Consider the following 21,980-nt stretch of genomic DNA (forward strand, 5'->3'; position numbering starts at 1 on the left):
TTTAACAACGACTTATTGCGGTTATGTATTCATTAGGATTGGGCATGCTAACAGTGCATTTTTCAAATGAAAAACGTATACAAGCAAGACTTCACATACCGCTTTTAACTATTGAAAGGATTGGTGAACAAATTGAGTACAAAGACAATTGATCAAGTTGAAGAACAATTTGAGACCTTCCAGATTCTTAACGAAGAAGGAGAAGTCGTAAATGAATCAGAAATGCCTGATTTAAGCGACGAACAACTACAAGAAATTATGCGCCGTATGGTTTATACGCGTATTTGGGATCAGCGTGCGATTTCCCTTAACAGACAAGGACGCTTAGGATTCTATGCGCCGACGGCTGGACAAGAGGCATCTCAACTTGGTTCACACTTTGCTTTAGAGCAAGAAGATTGGATTTTACCTGGTTATCGCGATATTCCACAAATTGTATTCCACGGTTTACCTTTACATCAAGCGTTTCTATGGTCTCGTGGACATTTTGGAGGAAGCCAATTCCCTGACGGATTAAATATTGTTGTTCCTCAAATCATCATTGGTGCACAAATCATCCAAACAGCCGGTGTAGCTCTTGGACTAAAGCGCAAAAAGAAAGAAAACATTGCGATTACGTATACAGGTGACGGTGGAGCATCTCAAGGTGATTTCTATGAAGGAATTAACTTTGCTGGTGCGTACAATGCTCCTGCAGTATTCATCGTTCAAAACAACCGTTTTGCTATTTCTGTACCAGTTGAAAAGCAATCAGCAGCGAGAACAATCGCTCAAAAAGCTGTAGCAGCTGGAATTGAAGGCATTCAAGTTGACGGAATGGACGTATTGGCTGTTTATAAAGCCACTCTTGATGCGCGTAAACGTGCGCTAGCTGGCGAAGGTCCGACACTTATTGAAACACTTACGTACCGTTATGGTGCTCACACAATGGCTGGTGATGATCCAACTCGCTACCGTACATCAGAAGAAGATGATGAATGGGCGAAAAAAGATCCACTTATTCGTTTCCGTAAATTCCTTGAAGGCAAAAAGCTTTGGAGTGAAGAGAAAGAAAACGAAGTCGTTGAACAAGCGAAAGAGGACATCAAACAAGCAATTAAAGATGCAGATAAAACACCTAAGCAAAACGTTACAGACTTGCTAGGCTTTATGTTTGAAAACCCTCCAGTAAACATTCGTGAACAATTGGAAGAGTATACGGCAAAGGAGTCGAAGTAACCCATGGGTAATTGGACAATGGCACAAGCGATTACGGATGCCATGCGTAATGAGCTTAACAAAAATGAAGATGTACTCGTTTTTGGTGAAGATGTCGGTCAAAACGGCGGCGTTTTCCGTGTAACAGAAGGTTTACAAAAAGAATTCGGTGAAGATCGTGTGTTTGATACACCATTAGCAGAGTCTGGTATTGGTGGATTAGCAATTGGTCTTGCACTTACTGGACACCGTCCGGTTATGGAAATTCAATTCTTTGGATTCGTGTTTGAAGTATTTGATTCTATTGCTGGTCAAATGTCTCGTTGGCGCTATCGTTCAGGTAACAAGCAAACCATGCCTGTCACTGTACGTTCACCATTTGGTGGAGGCGTAAAAACACCTGAGATGCACGCTGATTCTTTAGAAGGATTAATGGCGCAAACACCAGGTTTAAAAGTAGTTATTCCTTCTAATCCTTACGATGCAAAAGGGTTATTAATTTCAGCGATTCGTGATAACGATCCTGTTGTATTCCTTGAGCATATGAAATTGTATCGTTCATTCCGTCAAGACGTACCTGAAGAAGAATACACGATTGAGCTTGGAAAAGCAGACATTAAGCGTGAAGGAAAAGATATTACGATGATCGCTTACGGCGCAATGGTACAAGCTTCAATGAAAGCTGCTGAAGAGCTTGCTGAAGAAGGCATTGAAGCAGAAGTCATTGACTTAATGACAGTTGCCCCATTCGATGTTGAGACGGTTATTGCTTCTGTTGAAAAAACAAACCGCGCAATTGTTATACAAGAAGCGCAAAAACAAGCTGGAATCGCGTCACAAATCGTTGCTGAAATTACTGAGCGTGCGATTCTTTCTTTAGAAGCACCTGTTCTTCGTGTAACATCACCTGATACGGTTTATCCATTCGCTGCAGTTGAAGATGCTTGGTTACCGAACCCAGCTATTATTGTAGAAAAAGCAAAAGAAGTAATAAACTTCTAAGAAAATTTTAAGAAAGAAACGAAGCTAGTCGAAAACTAGGTCGTTCTTTCTTTTATAGAGATTAAATTCGAGTTATAATGAAGGAGGCGCTTAGCCGTGGCTTATAAATATAAACTGCCAGAAGTGGGCGAAGGAATCCATGAAGGCGAAATTGTAAAATGGTTTGTTAAAGAAGGCGACGAAGTTAAAGAGGATGATATTCTTCTTGAAGTGCAAAACGACAAATCTGTAGTGGAACTGCCATCGCCAGTTGATGGTAAAGTACTTGAGGTAAAAGTAGACGAAGGTACAACCAGCTATGTTGGAGACGTTATTTTAGTCATTGATGACGGTTCTGAAGATGATGGCGAGGAAGAAAGCGGAAGCGATGAGTCTGCTAAAGAAGAAAAATCAGAAGCAGCATCGGCTGAGAAAACAGAAGAAAAACCTTCTGAATCAGCTGATTCAGAATCAAGCGATGGTGCCCGTGTTATTGCAATGCCATCGGTACGTAAGTATGCACGTGAAAAAGGTGTTTCCATTTCAAGCGTTAAAGGTTCAGGGAAAAATGGACGTGTTGTAAAAGAAGACATTGATGCATTCTTATCTGGTGATCAAAGCGATGAAACAACTTCATCAGCAGATCAACGTGAAGAAAAATCAGCGAAACCAACAACATCTGCACCTGCTGCTTCTAGCGAACAACTTGAAGAACGTGTACCGCTTAAAGGAATCCGTAAAGCAATTGCAAAAGCAATGGTGAAGTCAAAACAGACAGCGCCTCACGTAACGCATCTTGATGAAATTGATGTAACAGCACTTGTTGCTCATCGTAAGCAGTACAAGCAAGTTGCAGCAGATCAAGGTACAAAATTAACGTATCTTCCTTACGTTGTAAAAGCATTAACATCAGCCATTCGTAAGTACCCCGCACTTAATGCATCTATTGATGACGAAGCAGGCGAAATTGTTTACAAAAAGTACTTTAACATCGGAATCGCGGCAGACACTGAGCAAGGTTTAGTTGTTCCAGTTGTTAAAGACGCAGACCGTAAATCAATCTTCCAATTGGCAGATGAAATTAATGAGCTAGCAGTAAAAGCCCGTGATGGAAAGCTTTCAAGTGCGGAAATGCAAGGTGGATCTGCAACGATTTCAAACCTTGGTTCTGCAAGTGGACAATGGTTCACACCAGTAATTAACCACCCAGAAGTAATGATTCTTGGGATTGGTCGAATTGAAGAGAAGCCAGTTGTAAAAGATGGCGAAATTGTTGTGGGTACAATGTTATCACTATCAATTAGCTACGATCACCGTTTAATTGATGGTGTAACGGCACAAAGCGCTTTAAATCAGATTAAGCGATTGCTTAATGACCCACAATTACTATTGATGGAGGGGTAAGACATGGTTGTAGGAGATTTCGCACAAGAAGTAGATACGCTCGTAATCGGTTCTGGTCCAGGAGGCTACGTTGCGGCAATTCGCGCAGCGCAGCTTGGACAGAAAGTAACTATTGTAGAAAAAGACAGCATGGGTGGCGCTTGTTTAAACGTTGGATGTATTCCTTCAAAAGCATTAATTCAGGCAGGACATCGTGCACACCAAGCAAAATCTTCTGAAGACATGGGAATTGTTGCTGAGAAGGTAACAGTGAACTTCGATAAAGTCCAAGAGTGGAAAGGTTCTGTTGTTAAGAAATTAACAGGAGGCGTGGAAGGACTTTTAAAAGGTAATAAAGTGGAAATCATCCGTGGAGAAGCTTATTTTTCTGGAGAAGATTCCGTTAAAATTATGGATGAAAAGAACTCAAGCACATACAAGTTTAAAAACTGTATTATTGCAACAGGTTCTCGTCCAATTGAAATCCCATCATTTAAGTACACAGACCGTGTAATCAATTCAACTGGTGCTCTTGCATTAAAAGAAGTACCAAAGAAAATGGTTGTTATTGGTGGCGGGTATATCGGTATTGAGCTTACAGGTGCATATGCTAACCTAGGTACCGAAATTACTGTACTTGAAGGATCCAAACAAATCTTGCCTGGCTTTGAAAAACAAATGGCGAAACTAGTTGAAAAGAAATTAAAAGCCAATCATGTAACATTCCACACAGAAGCAATGGCTAAAGGCGTGGAAGAAACAGATAAAGGCGTAAAAGTAACAGCAGAAGTAAAAGGTGAAGAGACGGTTATTGAAGCTGATTATGTTCTTGTTACAGTTGGTCGTACACCGAATACAGACGAACTTGGTCTCGAAGGAATCGGCGTTGAAATGACTGATCGTGGACTTGTTAAGATTGACAAGCAATGTCGTACAAATGTGAAAAACATTTATGCGATTGGTGATATCGTTCCTGGTCCAGCGCTTGCACATAAAGCATCTTATGAAGCAAAAATTGCAGCTGAAGCGATTAGCGGCGAAGCGTCTGAAATTGACTATCTTGCTATTCCAGCAGTATGTTTTTCTGAACCAGAGCTTGCAACAGTTGGTTATACAGAAGCAGAAGCAAAAGAAGCTGGTTATGATGCAAAAGCGGCGAAATTCCCATTTGCAGCAAACGGCCGTGCGTTGTCTCTTAATGACACAGAAGGCTTCATGAAGCTTGTAACACGTAAAGAAGATGGCTTAGTTATCGGTGCTCAAATTGCAGGTCCAAATGCTTCAGATATGATTGCTGAAGTAGGTCTTGCGATTGAAGCTGGTATGACTGCTGAAGATATTGCTCTTACCATTCATGCTCACCCTTCTCTTGGGGAGATTACTATGGAAACAGCGGAAGTAGCCCTTGGAACACCAATACACACAATGTAATACATTCATTACCCCTTATGTGATTTCGATCATAATAAGGGGTTTTTTTATGTGTTAAAAAAATAATGTAAGAAATCCTTTCAAAAAAAGATTGGCAAACGGTTAATGTGTGCTATAATTATCAAAAAATTAGCAAATTAAATTAACGGAGGTACAGATGGGAAAGCCGTTACTAGAGCTGAAGAATGTTAAGACCTATTTTCAAGTGAACAAGCATCGTCTCGTTAAAGCTGTAGATGACGTTAGTTTCCACATTGACCAGAATGAAGTTGTCGCTTTAGTAGGAGAGTCCGGTAGTGGAAAAAGTATGACGTCCATGTCCATTATGGGTTTAGTAGACTCACCGGGAAAAGTGACAGGCGCCATTACGTTAAATGGTACTGACTTAAATACGTTGTCTGCTAAAAAACTAGACAAGTTTCGTGGGAAAGACATTGCGATGATTTTTCAAGAGCCAATGACCTCATTAAACCCTGTGTTCTCAGTCGGAAATCAGATTATTGAAACAATCCGAAAGCATACGAATGTGTCGAAGAATCAGGCGAAAAAACGTGCAATTGAATTATTAAAGCTTGTTGGTTTTAGCAGGGCTGAAGAAAGCTTAACAGAATTCCCACATCAACTTTCTGGGGGAATGAGACAGCGTGTCATGATCGCTATGGCTATGTCTTGTAACCCGAAGCTATTAATTGCAGACGAGCCTACAACTGCTTTAGATGTAACCATTCAACAGCAGATTTTAGATCTCATGATTAAAGTGAAAAATGAGTTTCAATCTTCTATTCTATTAATTACCCATGATCTAGGAGTCGTAGCGGAAACAGCGGATCGAGTACTTGTGATGTACGGAGGACAAATTGTGGAAGAGGCACCTGCTTATGAATTGTTTACAAGCCCAAGTCACCCTTATACTCAAGGTCTGTTAAAAAGTATGCCAAATTTAGAGGACGATAAGGAACGTTTAGAGGCGATAAGAGGGATGGTTCCACCAGCTCATCAATTTCCTTCTGGATGTCGATTCGCATCAAGGTGCGATTATGCAACCGATGTCTGCAACGACGTTTTGCCGGAATTAGTTAAGACCGAAGGGGCACGTAAAGTTCGCTGTCTTATGTATCAAGAAGGTTCATTAACGCCTAACGAACAACGTCTTCAGGAGAGAGAGGTTCATTCATGAAGGATGTCCTAATAGAAGCGAAAGACATACAAATGTACTTTCCGATCAAACAAGGTGTCATAAAACGAACCGTTGGACATATAAAGGCAGTAGATGGAATTTCTCTAAAAATTTACGAAGGTGAATCCCTTGGTATTGTTGGTGAGTCAGGTTCAGGTAAATCAACATTAGGTAGAATCCTTTTACAACTTCAAAATCAAACCAACGGTGATGTTTTTTACAAGGGAGAGAAAATTTCAGGTATCTCAAATCGAAAATTAAGACCGTTTCGCCGAGATATGCAAATGGTGTTTCAAGATCCGTATGCTTCACTAAATCCTAGAATGAGCATAGGTGAATTAATTGAGGAACCGCTTTTAGTACATAAAACAGTTGCAACAAAAGCGGAGCGAAAAAAAAGAGCAGAAGAATTACTCGAAACGGTTGGTCTTCCAAAACAGTCATACGATAAATACCCACATGAATTTTCCGGGGGCCAGCGGCAGCGTATTGGAATTGCAAGAGCATTAAGTACAAAACCTAGCCTCATTATCGGAGATGAACCTGTTTCTGCCTTAGATGTATCTATACAATCGCAAGTATTAAATTTAATGAAAGACTTACAAGATGAATTTAAGCTTACATATATATTTATCGCTCATGACTTAAGTGTCGTAAAGCATATTAGTACGAGAGTGGCCGTTATGTATCTAGGTCGTATTGTTGAAGTGGCTACAAAAAAAGATCTGTATGAAGGGAAGTTGCATCCGTACACGGAAGCATTAATTTCAGCTGTACCATCCACAGACGTTACGCAAAAGAAGCAAAAAATTACGTTAACAGGTGAATTGCCAAGTCCTGCAAATCCGCCTGTAGGCTGTGCATTTCATACGAGATGTCCACACGTACATGATCGTTGCAAACAAGAAAGACCGGATTTAGTTGAATACAAACCAGAACATTTTGTTGCTTGTCACTTGTATACAGAAAAAAGCGAATAAATTGAACTTTTTAAGGGGGGTGAGGCTTCTACATATGAACGTCTTACCAGCAGGTGAATGAAAAAATAGGGGGAAGATGAATGAAAAAGAAGCCGTTTTACACATTTTTAGCAACAGCTGTGTTTGCCACAGCACTCGTCGCTTGTAATGGGGGAGATACAGATACTGGTACAGATGACGGGGGAAGCGATGGCGGAGACGCAGGGGAAGTCGAGGGTGGAAATGTTAATTTAGCCATGTTTTCACCACCTGATAACTTATTTAACCCCATTTTTTATACGTCCTTATACGATGCTCATATATTAGACATTACCCATGAAAGCCTTGTACAGCAAAATGAAGAATTTGAATTTATACCGGAGTTAGCGGAAGACTGGGAATTTAGCGATGACAATACAGAATTGACCTATTATTTACGCGAAGATGTAAAGTGGCATGATGGAGAAGATTTTACTGCAGATGACGTTGTGTTTACATTTACCGCTATGGCTGATCCAGATTATGCGGGTGCTGGAGGAATTAGACAAAACTACGTTAATACACTTACTGGCTACGAGGAGTATGTAAGTGGTGATGCAGATGCGTTTCCTGGAGTAGAGAAAATTGATGAGTACACTGTTAAATTTATCTTCGATACACCTAGCGTGAAAGCATTAGCAGATACAGCGATGGCGATTCTTCCTGAGCATGTGTTTGCCGATGTGGAAGTTGGAGATATGGCTTCGCATAGTGCCTCTATCAACCCAGGTGAAATTATTGGAACAGGTCCATTCCAATTAACTGAAGCTTTAGAGAATGAGCAGTATGTATTAACAGCTAATGAAGATTACTACCTAGGTGCACCTAAATTAGACTCTATTACGTGGAATATTGTTTCAGCTTCTGTAGCAGCTGGAATGCTTGAACAAGGGGAACTTGATTACGTTCCAAGAGACTTCCCGGCAGCTGATGTTGCAACAATTGAAGGAAACGATTCATTAACAATTGAAGAACAACCACAACTTGGTTACCAGTACCTTGGATTTAAAGTGAATCATGGTCCGAATGATCGTTTAACGGATCGTGATAGTTGGGAACCAAATGAAAAGCTTCAAGATGTTGAATTTAGACAAGCGATTGTGCATGCTATTGATCGTCAATCCTTTGTTGATGGATTTTTACGTGGACATGGTGAAGTGTTAGATGCGCCGTTCCCTGAAGCTTCATGGGCGTATAACCCAGATGCTGTTGAAGGGCTAGCATATGACCCAGAGCTAGCAGAACAAAAACTAGCTGATGCTGGCTACGAAGATGTAGACGGTGATGGTTTTGTAGAAGATCCAGATGGAAACGATCTTGTTATTAATGTGGATTATCCAGTTGGAAACCCGGTTCGGGAACAGGTAGCGCCAGTCATTAAGGAACAATTAGAAGCGGTTGGTATTCAAGTAAACTTAAATACACCACGTGAAGCGCCAGCACATTTTGACCTCATTGAACAAAATGATAATGACTTAGATTTGTTCTTGGCAGGCTGGTCTCTCTCATCAGGTGACCCAGATCCATGGCCAATCAATGGTGGAACAGCAGGCTATAACTATTCTCGTTTCTATGATGAAGCACAGGAAGAACTATTAGAAGAAGCGGTTGATCCTGAATTAGCATTTGATAATCAAGAATTTAGACGTGAAAAATATGGAGAGTGGGCTCAGCTTTATATCGATAACGCATATACAGTGCCACTTTACGCTGAAAGTGAAATCCATGTTTTTAATAACCGTGTTCAAGGCCTAACTATTAAGCCGTTCACATTTAAAGACGATACCCACGAATGGTATCTTTCAGAATAGGTTATGGAGTGAAGCAGCTTTACTAAGCTGCTTCAACTTTCTTTCATTTTGGTTTAAAAAGAGGTGGCCTACGTGCTCAAATATATTTTAAGGCGCATAATACAATTTATCCCAATGGTTTTTTTTCTTACTGTCATTGTTTTCTTGTTTGCCTATTTGGCGCCTGGAGATGCTTTAAGTGGGGAAGCCATTGATCCCAATACACCACGAGAAGTAATTGAGGAACGGCGAGCTGCATTAGGATTAAATGATCCGATACATATTCAATACTGGAATTGGCTAAGAAGAGCGGTAACTGGAGATTTAGGGATGTCAACCCATTTCACAGGGCGTTCCGTTAGCGAATTAATTTCACAGCGATTGGGGAATACGTTTTATTTAGGCGCTTTTGCCTTATTTGTAACCTTAATCGTCTCGGTCCCAATCGGAATTTATTCAGCAAGAAAAAAATACTCTGTATTAGACTACGCGGCTACTTCATTTGCGTTTGTAGGATTAGCAACGCCAAACTTTTTTGCAGGGTTATTAGCGATCTATGTATTTTCATTTGGACTTGGATGGTTTCCAACCCAAGGATCGATTGGTTCACCAGGTTTAACAGGTTTTGAAGCATTTATTAGTCGAATTCAACACCTTGTCTTACCTGGTGTTACACTTGGACTCTCAAGTACGGCAATCTTTATGCGCTATATGAGATCGGAAATGCTCGATATAAAGGGAAGTGACTTTATCCGTACAGCACGTGCAAAAGGGATTGGGGCAAATTCTGTTTTGTACAAGCATACGTTACGAAATGCGATGATACCAATTGTCACTTTGCTTGGGATGGAAATTGGCATGCTGCTAAGTGGTGCGTTTATCGTTGAAACCGTATTTAATTATCCTGGTATAGGGACCTTGTTCCTGTCTGGTATGTCTAATCGAGATTATCCTGTTATTATGGCAGTGAATTTACTCATTGGGTTATCTGTTTTAATAGGAAATTTATTGGCGGATATTTTTTATGCGGTCATTGACCCACGTATTCGACTTGATTGAGGTGAGTGAAGAATGGAACCGAGATTAAACGAAACACCTGATATTGCCCCTACACTACCGAATGTAACTGAGGAGAAAAGTGTGAGTCCAACAAGGCTTGCCTTCCGCCGTTTCCGAAAAAATAAATTAGCAATCGTAGGCATTGTGTTTTTAAGTATAATGATTGTCATTGCTATTTTTGCAGATGTCATTGCTACTCATGATCCAACTGCTTCACAATTAACAAAAATTGAAGCAAGAGCGGATAGCGAGAATTGGTTGGGAACCGACGGGTCAGGTCGAGATAATTTTTCTAGACTAGTATATGGAGCAAGAATTTCCCTTACGGTAGGATTTTTTGCAATGTTATTTACTGTTCTTATTGGGGGAACGCTAGGATCAATTGCAGGTTATTATGGGGGAAAAGTAGATTCTCTTATCATGCGTATGACGGATATTGTGTTGATTTTCCCGTTTATTTTATTGTTTATGACGATCGTGGCTATTCTTGAGCGAACAACAGTCCCAATCTTTATAATGGTTATCGCTATTACTTCTTGGCCGCAAATCTGTCGTATTTTGCGAGGGACGTTTATGTCAATTCGAGAGAAAGAATACGTATTAAGTGCTAGAAGCATAGGTTGTTCCGATGCTCGAATTATTCGTAAGCATTTCTTGCCAAATGCGGTAGGTCCAATTATTGTGAGTGCTACCATTATTATGGCCACAATGATCGTAGCTGAATCTGCTTTAAGCTTTATTGGATTTGGTATACCACAACCAACACCAACGTGGGGAAATATGTTAACTGAAGCGCAGAGCGTTCGATTGTTGCGTAATAATCCGGAAGCATGGTTACCTCCGGGTTTATGTATCTTGTTTACCGTACTTGCCATTAATTTCATTGGTGATGGGCTAAGGGACGCGTTTGACTCAAAAGCATAAGCCTTTGTATTAAAAAGATAAGTGTGGGCACTTATCTTTTTAATTTGTCACGGCGTTGGTAATAGCGAGAACGAGCTGTTCAAATTCTTGCTTTCCTGATATTCGGAGTAGTTCCTCTTCTCCTTTATAAATAAGTAAGCTTGGAAAATGTTCAATATTGTAATAAGAGATAGGGCGCATATCCGTAGATTCTTTAAAAATAAGCTCTTGAAAAGAAAACGCTTCATTTTCTTGTGAATATTGAATAGCACGATAATAAGTACGTTCTTTAGATAGTTCATCTGTATCAGAAAACAAAATAAGGGTGATGTCATCATGCCCAATGGAATGGGATTTTCCAGTTGTTAGAAAAGAAGTCGATGTCAAAATAAATACAAGGATGATCGCGCTAAACAAGACAACGAATAAGAGGTGATGTGTCTTCATTCTGACAGACTCCTTTATCAGTAATTTCCATTTGTACTCTTTACCCACCATTTATAGGAAAAAAACGTCCATTTATTAATCTTTTTACGGTTTTGTTAAGGAGGGGAAGTAACGTTTACGTTCAACACATAAAAAAGCCGCCTTACAGATCAAGAAAGATCTTGTAAGGCGACCACGATTCCAAATTCCAAAGTTAGTTTTTCTTCTTCTTGTTTGATTCCATCTCTTCATTGTTTTTTTGAAGACGACGACGTTCTTTTTTTAATAGCTGCTGTTCACGTTTAACTCGCTCACGATCATTACGAAGCGCAAGACGTTCTTGGCGTAATCGTTCTCGGTTCACGTTCAACGTTTCTTTTTCATTTCGTAGTTCCTTAAAGAGCGAAACAATCATGAGAATGATAATAATTGCAAATGGAAACGCCCCGATAATGGATGCAGTTTGTAAAGCATCTAAACCTTCTTCACTTGTAACGAGGAGTACGCCAGCTGTACCAGCAATAATAAGACCCCAAATTAATTTTACAGCATTTGGAGGATTTAAATTACCTCCTGTTGTTTGCATGCCTAGTACAACCGTTGCTGAGTCAGCAGATGTAATAAAGAAGGATGCAATCAATAGAACAGTAATTAACGCAACGAAGAAGGTGAGTGGAAATTGTTCAAGTAAAGCAAATAAAGCCATTTCCGTTCCGCCTGCGTCCATTTGTTCATAGAGGCCGCCACCGCGATTCTCGAAGTAAATGCTTGAGCCGCCGAATACGCTAAACCAAAATGCCCCAAACAGTGAAGGCAAGGCAATAACGCCAATAACGAATTCGCGAATGGTACGTCCACGAGATACCCGTGCAATAAACGCTCCAACAAATGGTGACCAAGAAATCCACCATGCCCAGTAGAATAGCGTCCAGTCTTGTACCCAAGAAGAGTCTGGATCATAAACATCCATACTGAAGCTCATACCAAAGAAGTTTTGCACGTAGCTTCCAATACCTTGTGTAAATACGCCCATAATATAGCTAGTTGGTCCAAGTAGAAGTATAAAAGCCATCAATAGTATGGCAAGACGTACATTCAGATTACTTAAGATGCGAATCCCTTTATCAATTCCTGTAGTTGCAGAAATAGAAAATAGAATAGTAACAATTAAAATAACAACAATTTGAAAAATATTGTAGTCAATGCTTCCCAAGGAAGGGAATAAATAAATAAGACCAGCTGTAATTTGTGCAGCTCCAAACCCTAAAGATGTAGCTGTTCCAAAGATCGTTGCGAAAACAACAAATACGTCAATGGTTTTTCCGATTGGACCAGTAACGCGATGCCCAATTAAAGGACGAAAGGTAGAGCTAAAGAGTGCCGGTTCATCTTTTCGATATTGAAAGTAAGCAAGTGTTAACGCGACAACAGCGTATATGGCCCAAGGATGAATTCCCCAGTGAAATATAGAATAGCGCATCGCTTCTGCTGCGGCTTGCTGTGTAGCTGGGTCGGCAGAAGCAGGTGTGAAATAATGAGATAATGGCTCTGCGGAACCCCAGAAGACAAGACCGATTCCCATACCAGCAGTAAATAAAAATGCGAACCAAGTTAAATATGTATATTCTGGTTTCTCATCAGGCTTCCCTAAGCGAATACTACCAAATGGGCTTACGATTAAATAAATACCGACAGCTACGTAGAAGGTTGCTGAAAGTAAGTAAAACCATCCTAGTTCGGTTGAGATAAATCCTTGAATTCTTTCGGTTACATTTAGCATATTTTCTGGAAAAACAACACCCCAAAAAATGAATGCAAGTGCAACAATGACTGAAATATAAAATACGGACGTTGTTTGCTTCATAGTGATTGTCTACCTTTCCAAAGAAATTTCATTTTTAAGCAAGACAAAATCATAGCATACATTTTTTCAATGTGCCAGTCGCCTCGATTGTAACAACAGTTATTAATACCCTACCACAGCAAGTCATAAACGCCTTTTTAGTATAGGAGAAGAAAATTATTTTATGCATTTGACGGTTTGATGAATATTGGCCTTTCCCCTTTTTATGCTGTCGAAATAAGGAAGAAAATGTTACGATGAGACAAGAAATTGTTGAGAGGGGTCTATGAAATGAAGAAATGGCTTTTGATACCTGCTGTAAGTCTAATGGCACTTTCAGCTTGTGGTTCAAATGAGGAAGGCTCATCTGAAACTACCGATGCAGATGAACCTGAACAAACAGAAGATAACGAAACAGTTGATGACGTTCAGGAAGATGAAGAAGAAAACGAGGCTTTAGATGATGAGCCTGAGAGAGAAGAAGTTGAAATTGTTTATGAAATTAATCCAGCTATGTGGACGGTTGAACCGATTGAAGGAACCGAGGCAGACCCAGAAGTTGTTTTGTTAACAATTGATGATGCACCAGATAAACATGGAGTAGAAATGGCGAAAACGTTGAAAGAGTTAGATGCTCCCGCAATTTTCTTTGTAAATGGCCATTTTATTAATACAGATGAAAAAGCGGAGCAATTGGTACAAATTCATGAGATGGGCTTTGAAATTGGCAACCATACTATGTCCCACCCGAATCTAGGTGAGATTTCAGAAGAGCAGCAAAGAGAAGAAATCGTTGGCTTAAATGATCAGATAGAAGAAATCATTGGAGAACGACCAAGATTTTTCCGAGCGCCATTTGGGGTAAATACTGATTTTACAAAAGAGATCGTTGAAGAAGAAGGCATGACCTTAATGAACTGGACGTATGGATATGATTGGGACAGTAACTATATGACGGCAGAATCGATTGCAGATATTATGGTAAATGCGCCAGAGCTAGGCAATGGGGGTAATTTATTAATGCATGACCGTGAGTGGACAAATGAAGGTCTTGAAGAGATAGTGAATGGCTTACGTGATAAAGGGTATGGACTTCTTAATCCAGCGCAATTGAAATAAACATAAAGACGATCACTACTTTTAAGTAGTGATCGTCTTTTGTTAAACGTCTAACGACAAGCTTACCAAATGAAAAAGTATGCCCTGTTCCACATAATGCTTAAACATTAACTGTATGCCATTAAAACTATAAATATGTTAACATTTTAAAATAATTATGTCACACTAATTACCCCTTGACGACTATAATAATACATACTATTATAGAAGTACAAAGACGTAAGCGATTACAATTTATGAGGAGGATGTATTGTGGGAACATTTATTTGTCAAGTTTGCAGTCAGGCACTAGGCCACTTTGAGGGAGAGAAAGTGAGCCGTCTTTATTCTGTATCGAACTGTACGCATTGTGAATCAAAATCCGCAAAACCTTCTTCGTCTCAAAATTAAACCAACAAAAAACAACGTAGCTCAAAGCTACGTTGTTTTTTTATTGGATAGCAGACTGCTCCTTAATGACCTTTAGAAAAGCAAGGGTTTGATCTTCTGGACCTTGTACAGGCAATCCTGCTTTCATATTTTCTTTTACGTACTCTAAGTTTTCTTGCGTAATTAATTCTCCTGGACTCAGTATAGGAATTCCAGGTGGGTAAACCATAATAAATTCGGCAATAATGCGTCCAGCTGATTGATCAAATGAAACAAATTCCGTTTGTGAATAGAAGGCATCTCGTGGTGAAATGGCGAGCGTTGGAATATCTGGAACTTTTACAGACAACGAAATGGATTGTTTGTCTGTTTGTCGAAATGACGCAGCAAGTTCGGTCATAGCTGTTAGTAATAAATCAATTTTCGCTTGATCATCGCCTAGGGTAATAATGCAGAGAATATTATATAAATCGGATAGTTCTACCTCAATACCGTAACGGTCTCTTAGCCATACTTCTGCTTCGTAACCACTAATTGAAAGTTCATTTAACGAAATGAACAGCTTAGTAGGGTCATGGGCGAATGTAGCGGAAGAGGTTAAACACTCTTCCCCAATGCAATGAAGTCCATTTATTTCATTTAATTGTTTACGAGCAGAATGAGCTAAAGCTATGACCCGCTTTAGTTCTTTTTCCCCTTCTGTTGCTAAATGCTTTCGAGCAGCATCGAGTGAGGCAAGCAAAATATACGACGTCGATGTGGTCGTTAACATGCTCATAATGGCAGTGGTATGATCGACAGAGACAAGTCCAGATTTAACATTTAAAACCGAACTTTGTGTCAAGGATCCCCCAAGTTTATGAACGCTCGTTGCTGCCATATCAGCGCCTGCTTCCATAGCACTAATGGGTAGTTCTTTAGAGAAATGAGTGTGAACCCCATGTGCTTCATCGACAAGAACAGGGATCGCTGCGGCATGGGCAATAGTCACAATCTCTTTTAAATCACATGCAAACCCATAGTAGGTTGGATTTATAACAAGAACGGCTTTAGCGTCCGGGTGAGCATCAATTGCCCGTTGAATGGATGTAGTCGTCACGCCATGAGCTATTCCATGAGCTCGATCAATTACTGGGTGAACGAATATTGGAAGCGCTCCAGAGAAAATAATGGCAGACATGATGGATTTATGAACGTTACGGGGAACAATAATTTTGTCACCTGGTTTACAAACGCTCATGATCATTGTCATAATTGCACCACTTGTGCCTTGGACAGAAAAAAAGGTATAATCTGCACCGAAAGCATGTGCAGCGAGCTGCTGAGCTTCATGGATAAAGCCATGTGGATGATGGAGATCATCTAGAGGTGCAATATTAATTAAATCAATTGACAATGCATTTTCCCCTATAAATTCTCGATAAGAAGGATCCATTCCGTGACCCTTTTTATGACCTGGAATGTGAAATGGCGTTGGATTTTTGCTTGCATATTGTTTAAGCCCTGTGAATAATGGCGTTTTTTGTTGGTTCAGTTCCATGAAACGAACACCTCATTTCTTATGCACGTATGCGTTTTTGATTTACGCAAACAAGAAGAGTATAGCAAATGAATGCAGATTTGCCTATTAAAAATTGAAAGGGTGAGAAAGAATGAATATTCCAATTCGTTATGAGTGGAGTCAAGAAGAGATTGTTGTAGTAGCGGAGTTTTTTGACCTTATTGCACAAACGCAAGAAAAGGGTGTTGACGCTAGTGTGCTTAAAAGTGCTTATCGTGCTTTCAAGCATGTTGTCCCATCAAAAGCAGAAGAGAAACAATTATTTAAAGATGTAGACGAGCAATTAAACTTGTCCTGCTACAAAGTAGTTAAGCAGGCAAATGAGCAAGAGGGCAAGATTCAAGCTTAAATGATTCCGCTAATTAGTGGACAACAACTTTGTAGAAAACAATATAGTGTGAATTAGCTTTGGAGAAAGAGGCTGGGACAAAAGTAGATAGACAGACAAAAATGACGAACATTCCTGAAAATAGGAACGTTCGTCGTTTGTTTTATATGAAAATGAGCGGAAGGAGAACCCGAAGATTCCTGGGGGATCAGCACGTGTCTGAAGACTCTGGAGTGGCGGTTTTCCACGGAGGAGGCTGAGGCCGTGTCCCCGGAAAGCGAAGGATTCTCCTGTAGCGGTGCTACTCAGCATATTTTAGACTATTCGTCTTTTCAAATACTACTTTTCGTTATGTCCCAGCCTCTTTAATGTGCTATCCTTTAAATGAACAAATACCTTATTGAAGAGCAGTGTACGATAGCTTGTACAGAGGAACGAGTGTTTGAACAGTGTGTTTTAATTCAGTCATAAGAGCTTCACCATCTTGAACAAGGGGGTCAGAAGCAGAGAAATGACGTCCCACGAGCCACTCTGCTTTTTTTACGTCTCGAAAGCGTTCAAGTGAAGCGGTAAGATCAAGGGTTTGAAATGGTTCAGCTTGTTTCTTTGTATGGTCAAGAGACACCATATATGAATCGGGAACAGTCTCTTTCATGTCGTGTTCGTTTTCAAGAAAGAGCTTTGCAATGTCCTGTTTACCTGGTAGTTCATAAATATAAGCCAGCCATACAAAGAGATGGTCGTCAAATAAACCAACTTGAAAATGAGGGTGTTTTTTGTAGCCACGTTTGTTTGCTGCAATAGCTAACCAAGTATCTTTTGGTGGATTTGTTGTCCGTCTTGCATGTTGAGCGATGTGCAGATGCATATCTTGATTAAGCAACGATTCTACATACAACCGAAGTTCTTCGCCGATAAGCTGAAATTTTGGCTGAATTGAAGAGCGAATAGCCTCCATACGTGGTTCTAGCCCTTCTATCGTAAATGTATTAAAATCTTCAGTAGAAAAACCAACTTTTGTCATGAGAAAAAGCTCCTTTTTTTTCTTTACCGTAAGCTTAGCGAATTTTTTATGAAAGATCAATTGCCAGAGATTTAAGAAATGACTAGTCGATACCCCTGTTTTATGTTATAATATCTGAAAATTAAAAACATGTACCTTGAGTACAAAAGGAGAGTCGCAGATGAAACAAGTTCTTCCGTCCTTTCATTCATTTGAACCTGAAAATCGTTTGTCCGTCTTGCGCCTTGAAATTGATTATCAATTAATGACCTTATATGATGCACTAGTGGCGGAAGATAGTGACAGGATTACTCATAGTAAAGCATTGTTAAATGAATTTAGACAAGAATGGCTAAGTCTTCAAGAATAGTAAAGAAAAAGTACATTTTTGTACTTTTTCTTTTTTTGAAGGTACAGAACTTTGTATTCAAATTTGTTTGTGCGATAATAAAGAGGAATGAAGCATGTAGGAGGTCAAGATGCAACCAACGTGGAAAGAAATTGAACAGTACGCAAAAGAGTGGGTTATAGAAGCTGGAGAGTCCATTAAAGAAGCATTAGAAGGATCCTTTCAAATTAAGACAAAATCAAATCCTGATGATCTTGTAACCGATGTTGATAAATCGACAGAAGCATTTCTGTATAACCGAATTACAAGTACGTTTCCTGACCATCGTTTTCTCGGAGAAGAAGGGGTAAGCGAGGGTATTGAGGACTTAGAAGGAATCGTTTGGATTGTCGACCCTATTGACGGGACGATGAATTTTGTTCATCAGAAGCAGAATTTTGCCATTTCGATCGGTATATACGAAAACGGTGTAGGTAAGATTGGAATCGTTTACGATGTGATGAAAGGGGAGTTATTTCACGCAAATGATGAAGAGGGTTTGTTTGTAAATGAGAAGAAAGTGACGAAACAAACAGAGAGGCCGCTTCATGAAGCTATACTTGGTGTAAATTCAAATTGGCTACTTGAAGATCGAGCCTATCAACCGGAATTAGTGCAGCTAGCACAAAAATGTCGTGGCACAAGATCCTACGGTTCGGCTGCTCTTGAAATGGCGTATGTTGCAGTTGATCGCATGGACGCTTATATAAGCTTTAATCTATCACCTTGGGATTATGCAGGTGGGGCGGTACTGTTAGAACAAGCTGGCTGTAAAGCGACTCGATTTACGAATGAAGATCTTTCATTTCTTGAGAAAGGTACGGTAATCGCTGCAAAGAAACAATTGCATGAAATCGTCGTTCAGCAGTTGCAGGAGGGATCGCAATGAAGGTAGGGTTTATTGGACTTGGTACGATGGGGCTACCGATGGCTAGACACCTTGTTGAAGCAGGTTATGAAACGTATGTGGTTAGTCGAAGTAGAGGACCGATTGAAACAGCTCTTGCTTTTGGAGCGTTCGAAAAAGAAACGCCTAAAGCATTAATAGAAACCGTTGACGTTGTAATGACTTGTTTACCAACACCTGATTCAATAAAAGACGTTTACGATGGGGAAATGGGTCTGCTTGCTGGTGCTTCAAGAGGCAAAGTCATTATTGACCATTCAACTGTCAATCCTGCTACAAACGAGTGGTGCTATCAAGAAAGCGCTAAGAAGGGAACGGCCTTCGTCGATGCACCAATTAGTGGAGGACCAATGGGAGCCGAAGCTGGTACATTAACCATTATGTGTGGGTGCGATGAAGAAGTGTTTCCACCGGTACAACAAGTTTTAACAGCGTTTGGTGAGTATATCATTCGGGTAGGTCAAGTCGGAAGTGGAACAACTGTAAAGCTATTAAACAATATGTTAATAGGTGTGCACCAGTCGGCATTAGCAGAATGTTATGTAATGGCTGAAAAAGCAGGAGTAGACCCTGCTATTGCGTATGACGTTATTAAGCGAAGTGCTGGGTTTTCAAAAAGTATGGATTGGGCCGTTGATGCCATTTTGGATCGGAACTTCGATGCCAGATTCTCCATTAATTTGTTAGATAAAGATATTAAACTAGCTTTAGGACTAGCTGAAGAGCTTAATATGCCCCTTGATGTTGTGAAAGTAGGAGCGGAAAAAGTTGCTCATGCAAAAGAAAAATACGGCCATCAGGATGTGAGTGCTATTATTCGTCCTTTGGAAGAAGCGACCAACAGTATTGTAAAAAGACGAACAAAGGAGAACCATTAATGGCTCTCCTTTTTTACATTTTAATTTTGGCTATTCACGTTTTTTTTTCTTAATCCAAATCCAAGTCCCATGGAGACAACGATTCCAACGATTGAGACAACAGCAATTAGAAGACTACGTTCCGCAACAGCGACGCCAATCCCCATAATACACAATACCGTTATAATGGATAGTGTTAGGAATATCACATTTTCTTTATTCAAAATCGTCTTACCCCCTCTATTCACTATTAAATAGTGTACCGCTTTCTCACTACGAGGGAAAGGGTTACGTGTGACAAAATGGGAAACATTTTTTCGTGAGAAGCTGTTTTTGAAATAAAATAGGAACTGAAACAACTTTATGCTATACTTAGACAGTTGAACATCTCTATGGAGGAAATAAAGGAGAGAATAGAATGAATGTACGTGAAGATATAAGAAATATTGCGATTATCGCTCACGTTGACCACGGAAAAACAACCTTGGTTGACGAATTGTTAAAACAATCTGGCACATTCCAGCAGCACGAAACTGTTCAAGAGCGCGCGATGGATTCAAATGCTTTGGAAAAAGAGCGAGGCATTACCATTTTAGCAAAGAATACCGCGATCAACTACGCGGATAAGCGCATAAATATTATGGATACGCCTGGTCACGCTGATTTTGGCGGTGAAGTTGAGCGTATTATGAAAATGGTTGACGGTGTATTGCTCGTCGTTGACGCGTATGAAGGCTGTATGCCTCAAACTCGCTTTGTTCTGAAAAAAGCGCTTGAGCAAAAGTTAACGCCTATTGTCGTTGTAAACAAAATTGACCGTCCGGCAGCGAGAGCAGCTGAGGTGGTAGATGAAGTGGTTGACTTATTTATTGATTTAGGTGCAGATGAAGATCAGCTTGATTTTCCGGTGGTGTACGCATCAGCCATTAATGGAACATCTTCTTTAACGCCTGATAAACAAGAGGATTCAATGAAAGACTTGTTTAATACGATTATTGAGTCAATTCCTGCGCCGGTTGATAATAGCGATGAGCCACTTCAATTCCAAATTACGTTACTAGACTACAACGACTATGTAGGTCGTATCGGAATTGGACGAATTTTTAGAGGAACAATGAAAGTCGGCGAACAAGTGGCATTAATGAAACTTGATGGTTCGGTTAAACATTTCCGTGTAACCAAATTATTTGGTTTCCTCGGGTTAAAGCGAGTGGAAATTGAGGAAGCAAAAGCTGGCGATCTTATTGCTGTCTCTGGAATGGAAGAAATTAACGTTGGTGAAACGGTTTGTCCGATTGACCATCAAGATGCTCTTCCTACCCTTAGAATTGATGAACCAACATTGCAAATGACCTTCTTAGTCAATAACTCGCCTTTTGCAGGAAGAGAAGGGAAATTCGTGACGAGTCGTAAGCTAGAAGAGCGTCTTAAATCTGAATTAGAAACAGATGTAAGCTTGCGTGTTGAAGACACAGATTCACCAGATGTATGGGTGGTTTCTGGTCGTGGCGAACTTCACTTGTCCATTCTTATTGAAAATATGCGTCGTGAAGGGTACGAGCTTCAAGTGTCTAAACCAGAAGTTATCATTCGGGACATTGATGGGGTTCGAAGTGAGCCTGTTGAACGTGTCCAAATTGATGTACCGGAAGAGTACCAAGGTGCGGTGATGCAATCAATTGGTGAGCGTAAAGGTGAACTTGTTAACATGACAAACACTGGAACAGGACAAGTACGATTGGACTTCTTAGTTCCTGCTCGTGGGTTAATCGGTTATACAACGGAATTTTTAACACAAACACGCGGATATGGTATTATTAACCATTCCTTTGATTCGTATCAGCCAATGGTTGCTGGTCACGTTGGTGGTCGTCGTCAAGGTGTGCTTGTCTCAATGGAAACTGGGAAAGCAACTCAATACGGTATTATGGGTGTTGAAGATCGAGGAACGATTTTCCTTGACGCTGGTACAGAAATTTATGAAGGTATGATCGTCGGAGAGCATACCCGAGAAAATGATTTAACGGTTAATATTACAAAAATGAAGCAACAAACGAACGTTCGTTCAGCAACGAAAGATCAGACGGTTACAATGAAACGTCCAAGAATATTAACTCTTGAAGAAGCATTGGAATATTTAAATGACGATGAGTATTGTGAAATGACGCCTGAATCCATTCGCTTGCGGAAGAAAATTTTAAATAAATCAGAGCGTGAAAGAGAAGAAAAACGTCGTAAGCTAGCTTCGAAATCTTAAGAT

Annotated in this window: 21 protein-coding genes; 16 read left to right on the plus strand and 5 right to left on the minus strand. The window is 40.1% G+C overall.

From position 1 onward, the window contains the following. Positions 1–132: 132 nt before the first annotated feature. From pdhA to opp4C, 9 genes are all read left to right on the plus strand, one after another. Positions 133–1,218, plus strand: coding sequence for a pyruvate dehydrogenase (acetyl-transferring) E1 component subunit alpha (gene pdhA / locus BK583_RS08205; RefSeq protein ID WP_055735798.1), 1,086 nt, complete (start codon positions 133–135; stop codon positions 1,216–1,218). 3 nt (positions 1,219–1,221) lie between these two features. Then, the gene (locus BK583_RS08210) at positions 1,222–2,199 is read left to right on the plus strand and encodes an alpha-ketoacid dehydrogenase subunit beta (RefSeq protein WP_055735799.1); all 978 of its coding nucleotides are present in this window, start codon (positions 1,222–1,224) and stop codon (positions 2,197–2,199) included. 96 nt (positions 2,200–2,295) lie between these two features. Beyond that, on the plus strand, positions 2,296–3,582 hold the full coding sequence (locus BK583_RS08215; protein WP_055735800.1) for a dihydrolipoamide acetyltransferase family protein: 1,287 nt from the start codon (positions 2,296–2,298) through the stop codon (positions 3,580–3,582). Positions 3,583–3,585: 3 nt separating this feature from the next. Then, positions 3,586–4,992 (plus strand): dihydrolipoyl dehydrogenase, encoded by a 1,407-nt coding sequence (gene lpdA / locus BK583_RS08220; protein ID WP_038481106.1) that lies wholly within the window; start codon positions 3,586–3,588, stop codon positions 4,990–4,992. Positions 4,993–5,149: 157 nt separating this feature from the next. After that, positions 5,150–6,169 carry an ABC transporter ATP-binding protein gene (locus tag BK583_RS08225; protein WP_038481103.1) on the plus strand — a complete coding sequence of 340 codons (1,020 nt, stop codon included), beginning with the start codon at positions 5,150–5,152 and terminating at the stop codon, positions 6,167–6,169. After that, positions 6,166–7,149 carry an ABC transporter ATP-binding protein gene (locus BK583_RS08230; protein WP_038481100.1) on the plus strand — a complete coding sequence of 328 codons (984 nt, stop codon included), beginning with the start codon at positions 6,166–6,168 and terminating at the stop codon, positions 7,147–7,149. Before BK583_RS08225 ends, BK583_RS08230 begins: the two co-directional genes overlap by 4 nt. Positions 7,150–7,229: 80 nt before the next feature. Further along, positions 7,230–8,978 (plus strand): peptide-binding protein, encoded by a 1,749-nt coding sequence (locus BK583_RS08235; protein ID WP_055735801.1) that lies wholly within the window; start codon positions 7,230–7,232, stop codon positions 8,976–8,978. Between the two features lie 72 nt (positions 8,979–9,050). Then, positions 9,051–10,016: an ABC transporter permease gene (locus BK583_RS08240; protein ID WP_038481094.1), complete on the plus strand. Its 966-nt coding sequence runs from the start codon at positions 9,051–9,053 to the stop codon at positions 10,014–10,016. A 12-nt stretch (positions 10,017–10,028) separates the two neighbouring features. After that, the gene (opp4C, locus tag BK583_RS08245; protein WP_038481091.1) at positions 10,029–10,940 is read left to right on the plus strand and encodes an oligopeptide ABC transporter permease; all 912 of its coding nucleotides are present in this window, start codon (positions 10,029–10,031) and stop codon (positions 10,938–10,940) included. Between the two features lie 39 nt (positions 10,941–10,979). Here opp4C and BK583_RS08250 read toward each other — a convergent pair whose 3' ends face one another. Together BK583_RS08250 and BK583_RS08255 are read right to left on the minus strand one after the other, a co-directional pair. Then, a complete protein-coding gene (locus BK583_RS08250; RefSeq protein ID WP_055735802.1) occupies positions 10,980–11,366 on the minus strand; it encodes a hypothetical protein in 387 nt (128 codons plus the stop codon). A gap of 193 nt (positions 11,367–11,559) precedes the next feature. After that, positions 11,560–13,209 carry a glycine betaine uptake BCCT transporter gene (locus tag BK583_RS08255; RefSeq protein WP_055735803.1) on the minus strand — a complete coding sequence of 550 codons (1,650 nt, stop codon included), beginning with the start codon at positions 13,207–13,209 and terminating at the stop codon, positions 11,560–11,562. A 270-nt stretch (positions 13,210–13,479) separates the two neighbouring features. On the opposite strand from BK583_RS08255, the gene BK583_RS08260 reads away from it, so the two are divergent. Together BK583_RS08260 and BK583_RS08265 are read left to right on the plus strand one after the other, a co-directional pair. Further along, entirely contained in the window at positions 13,480–14,307 is an 828-nt protein-coding gene (locus BK583_RS08260; RefSeq protein WP_055735804.1) for a polysaccharide deacetylase family protein, read from the plus strand. 252 nt (positions 14,308–14,559) lie between these two features. After that, entirely contained in the window at positions 14,560–14,697 is a 138-nt protein-coding gene (locus tag BK583_RS08265; RefSeq protein WP_139366174.1) for a GapA-binding peptide SR1P, read from the plus strand. 40 nt (positions 14,698–14,737) lie between these two features. On the opposite strand, the gene BK583_RS08270 is transcribed toward BK583_RS08265, so the two are convergent. After that, positions 14,738–16,210, minus strand: a complete 1,473-nt coding sequence (locus BK583_RS08270; RefSeq protein ID WP_055735867.1) for an aminotransferase class I/II-fold pyridoxal phosphate-dependent enzyme — start codon at positions 16,208–16,210, stop codon at positions 14,738–14,740. A gap of 118 nt (positions 16,211–16,328) precedes the next feature. On the opposite strand from BK583_RS08270, the gene BK583_RS08275 reads away from it, so the two are divergent. Continuing rightward, the gene (locus BK583_RS08275) at positions 16,329–16,586 is read left to right on the plus strand and encodes a UPF0223 family protein (protein WP_038481079.1); all 258 of its coding nucleotides are present in this window, start codon (positions 16,329–16,331) and stop codon (positions 16,584–16,586) included. Between the two features lie 376 nt (positions 16,587–16,962). Here the strand turns inward: BK583_RS08275 and BK583_RS08280 are convergent, their stop codons facing one another. After that, the gene (locus tag BK583_RS08280; protein WP_038481076.1) at positions 16,963–17,589 is read right to left on the minus strand and encodes a DUF1054 domain-containing protein; all 627 of its coding nucleotides are present in this window, start codon (positions 17,587–17,589) and stop codon (positions 16,963–16,965) included. A gap of 160 nt (positions 17,590–17,749) precedes the next feature. Between BK583_RS08280 and BK583_RS08285 the strand changes: the two genes are divergently transcribed. The 3 genes from BK583_RS08285 to BK583_RS08295 all read left to right on the plus strand — a co-directional run bounded on the left by BK583_RS08285 (position 17,750) and on the right by BK583_RS08295 (position 19,741). After that, on the plus strand, positions 17,750–17,938 hold the full coding sequence (locus BK583_RS08285) for a YkzI domain-containing protein (protein ID WP_055735805.1): 189 nt from the start codon (positions 17,750–17,752) through the stop codon (positions 17,936–17,938). Positions 17,939–18,047: 109 nt separating this feature from the next. Then, positions 18,048–18,845, plus strand: coding sequence for an inositol monophosphatase family protein (locus BK583_RS08290; RefSeq protein WP_055735806.1), 798 nt, complete (start codon positions 18,048–18,050; stop codon positions 18,843–18,845). Further along, complete coding sequence (locus BK583_RS08295; protein WP_055735807.1) at positions 18,842–19,741, plus strand: NAD(P)-dependent oxidoreductase; 900 nt, start codon at positions 18,842–18,844, stop codon at positions 19,739–19,741. Before BK583_RS08290 ends, BK583_RS08295 begins: the two co-directional genes overlap by 4 nt. 20 nt (positions 19,742–19,761) lie before the next feature. On the opposite strand, the gene BK583_RS08300 is transcribed toward BK583_RS08295, so the two are convergent. Next, entirely contained in the window at positions 19,762–19,944 is a 183-nt protein-coding gene (locus BK583_RS08300) for a DUF5325 family protein (RefSeq protein WP_038481064.1), read from the minus strand. Between the two features lie 194 nt (positions 19,945–20,138). Here BK583_RS08300 and typA point away from each other — a divergent pair, with 194 nt between their 5' ends. Next, positions 20,139–21,977 carry a translational GTPase TypA gene (gene typA, locus BK583_RS08305; protein ID WP_038481061.1) on the plus strand — a complete coding sequence of 613 codons (1,839 nt, stop codon included), beginning with the start codon at positions 20,139–20,141 and terminating at the stop codon, positions 21,975–21,977. Positions 21,978–21,980 lie beyond the last annotated feature (3 nt).

The sequence above is a fragment of the Shouchella oshimensis genome (assembly GCF_002019765.1).
GTDB lineage: Bacteria > Bacillota > Bacilli > Bacillales > Bacillaceae_D > Shouchella > Shouchella oshimensis.

What these genes read in the sequence shown, in the direction of transcription:
- BK583_RS08235 (WP_055735801.1), top strand. Translation starts at nt 7,230, where the DNA reads ATGAAAAAGAAGCCGTTTTACACATTTTTAGCAACAGCTGTGTTTGCC.
- BK583_RS08230 (WP_038481100.1), top strand. Translation starts at nt 6,166, where the DNA reads ATGAAGGATGTCCTAATAGAAGCGAAAGACATACAAATGTACTTTCCG.
- BK583_RS08225 (WP_038481103.1), top strand. Translation starts at nt 5,150, where the DNA reads ATGGGAAAGCCGTTACTAGAGCTGAAGAATGTTAAGACCTATTTTCAA.
- BK583_RS08290 (WP_055735806.1), top strand. Translation starts at nt 18,048, where the DNA reads ATGCAACCAACGTGGAAAGAAATTGAACAGTACGCAAAAGAGTGGGTT.
- BK583_RS08295 (WP_055735807.1), top strand. Translation starts at nt 18,842, where the DNA reads ATGAAGGTAGGGTTTATTGGACTTGGTACGATGGGGCTACCGATGGCT.
- BK583_RS08275 (WP_038481079.1), top strand. Translation starts at nt 16,329, where the DNA reads ATGAATATTCCAATTCGTTATGAGTGGAGTCAAGAAGAGATTGTTGTA.
- typA (WP_038481061.1), top strand. Translation starts at nt 20,139, where the DNA reads ATGAATGTACGTGAAGATATAAGAAATATTGCGATTATCGCTCACGTT.
- BK583_RS08255 (WP_055735803.1), bottom strand. Translation starts at nt 13,209, where the DNA reads ATGAAGCAAACAACGTCCGTATTTTATATTTCAGTCATTGTTGCACTT.
- BK583_RS08280 (WP_038481076.1), bottom strand. Translation starts at nt 17,589, where the DNA reads ATGACAAAAGTTGGTTTTTCTACTGAAGATTTTAATACATTTACGATA.
- opp4C (WP_038481091.1), top strand. Translation starts at nt 10,029, where the DNA reads ATGGAACCGAGATTAAACGAAACACCTGATATTGCCCCTACACTACCG.
- BK583_RS08210 (WP_055735799.1), top strand. Translation starts at nt 1,222, where the DNA reads ATGGGTAATTGGACAATGGCACAAGCGATTACGGATGCCATGCGTAAT.
- BK583_RS08260 (WP_055735804.1), top strand. Translation starts at nt 13,480, where the DNA reads ATGAAGAAATGGCTTTTGATACCTGCTGTAAGTCTAATGGCACTTTCA.
- lpdA (WP_038481106.1), top strand. Translation starts at nt 3,586, where the DNA reads ATGGTTGTAGGAGATTTCGCACAAGAAGTAGATACGCTCGTAATCGGT.
- BK583_RS08285 (WP_055735805.1), top strand. Translation starts at nt 17,750, where the DNA reads ATGAAACAAGTTCTTCCGTCCTTTCATTCATTTGAACCTGAAAATCGT.
- BK583_RS08250 (WP_055735802.1), bottom strand. Translation starts at nt 11,366, where the DNA reads ATGAAGACACATCACCTCTTATTCGTTGTCTTGTTTAGCGCGATCATC.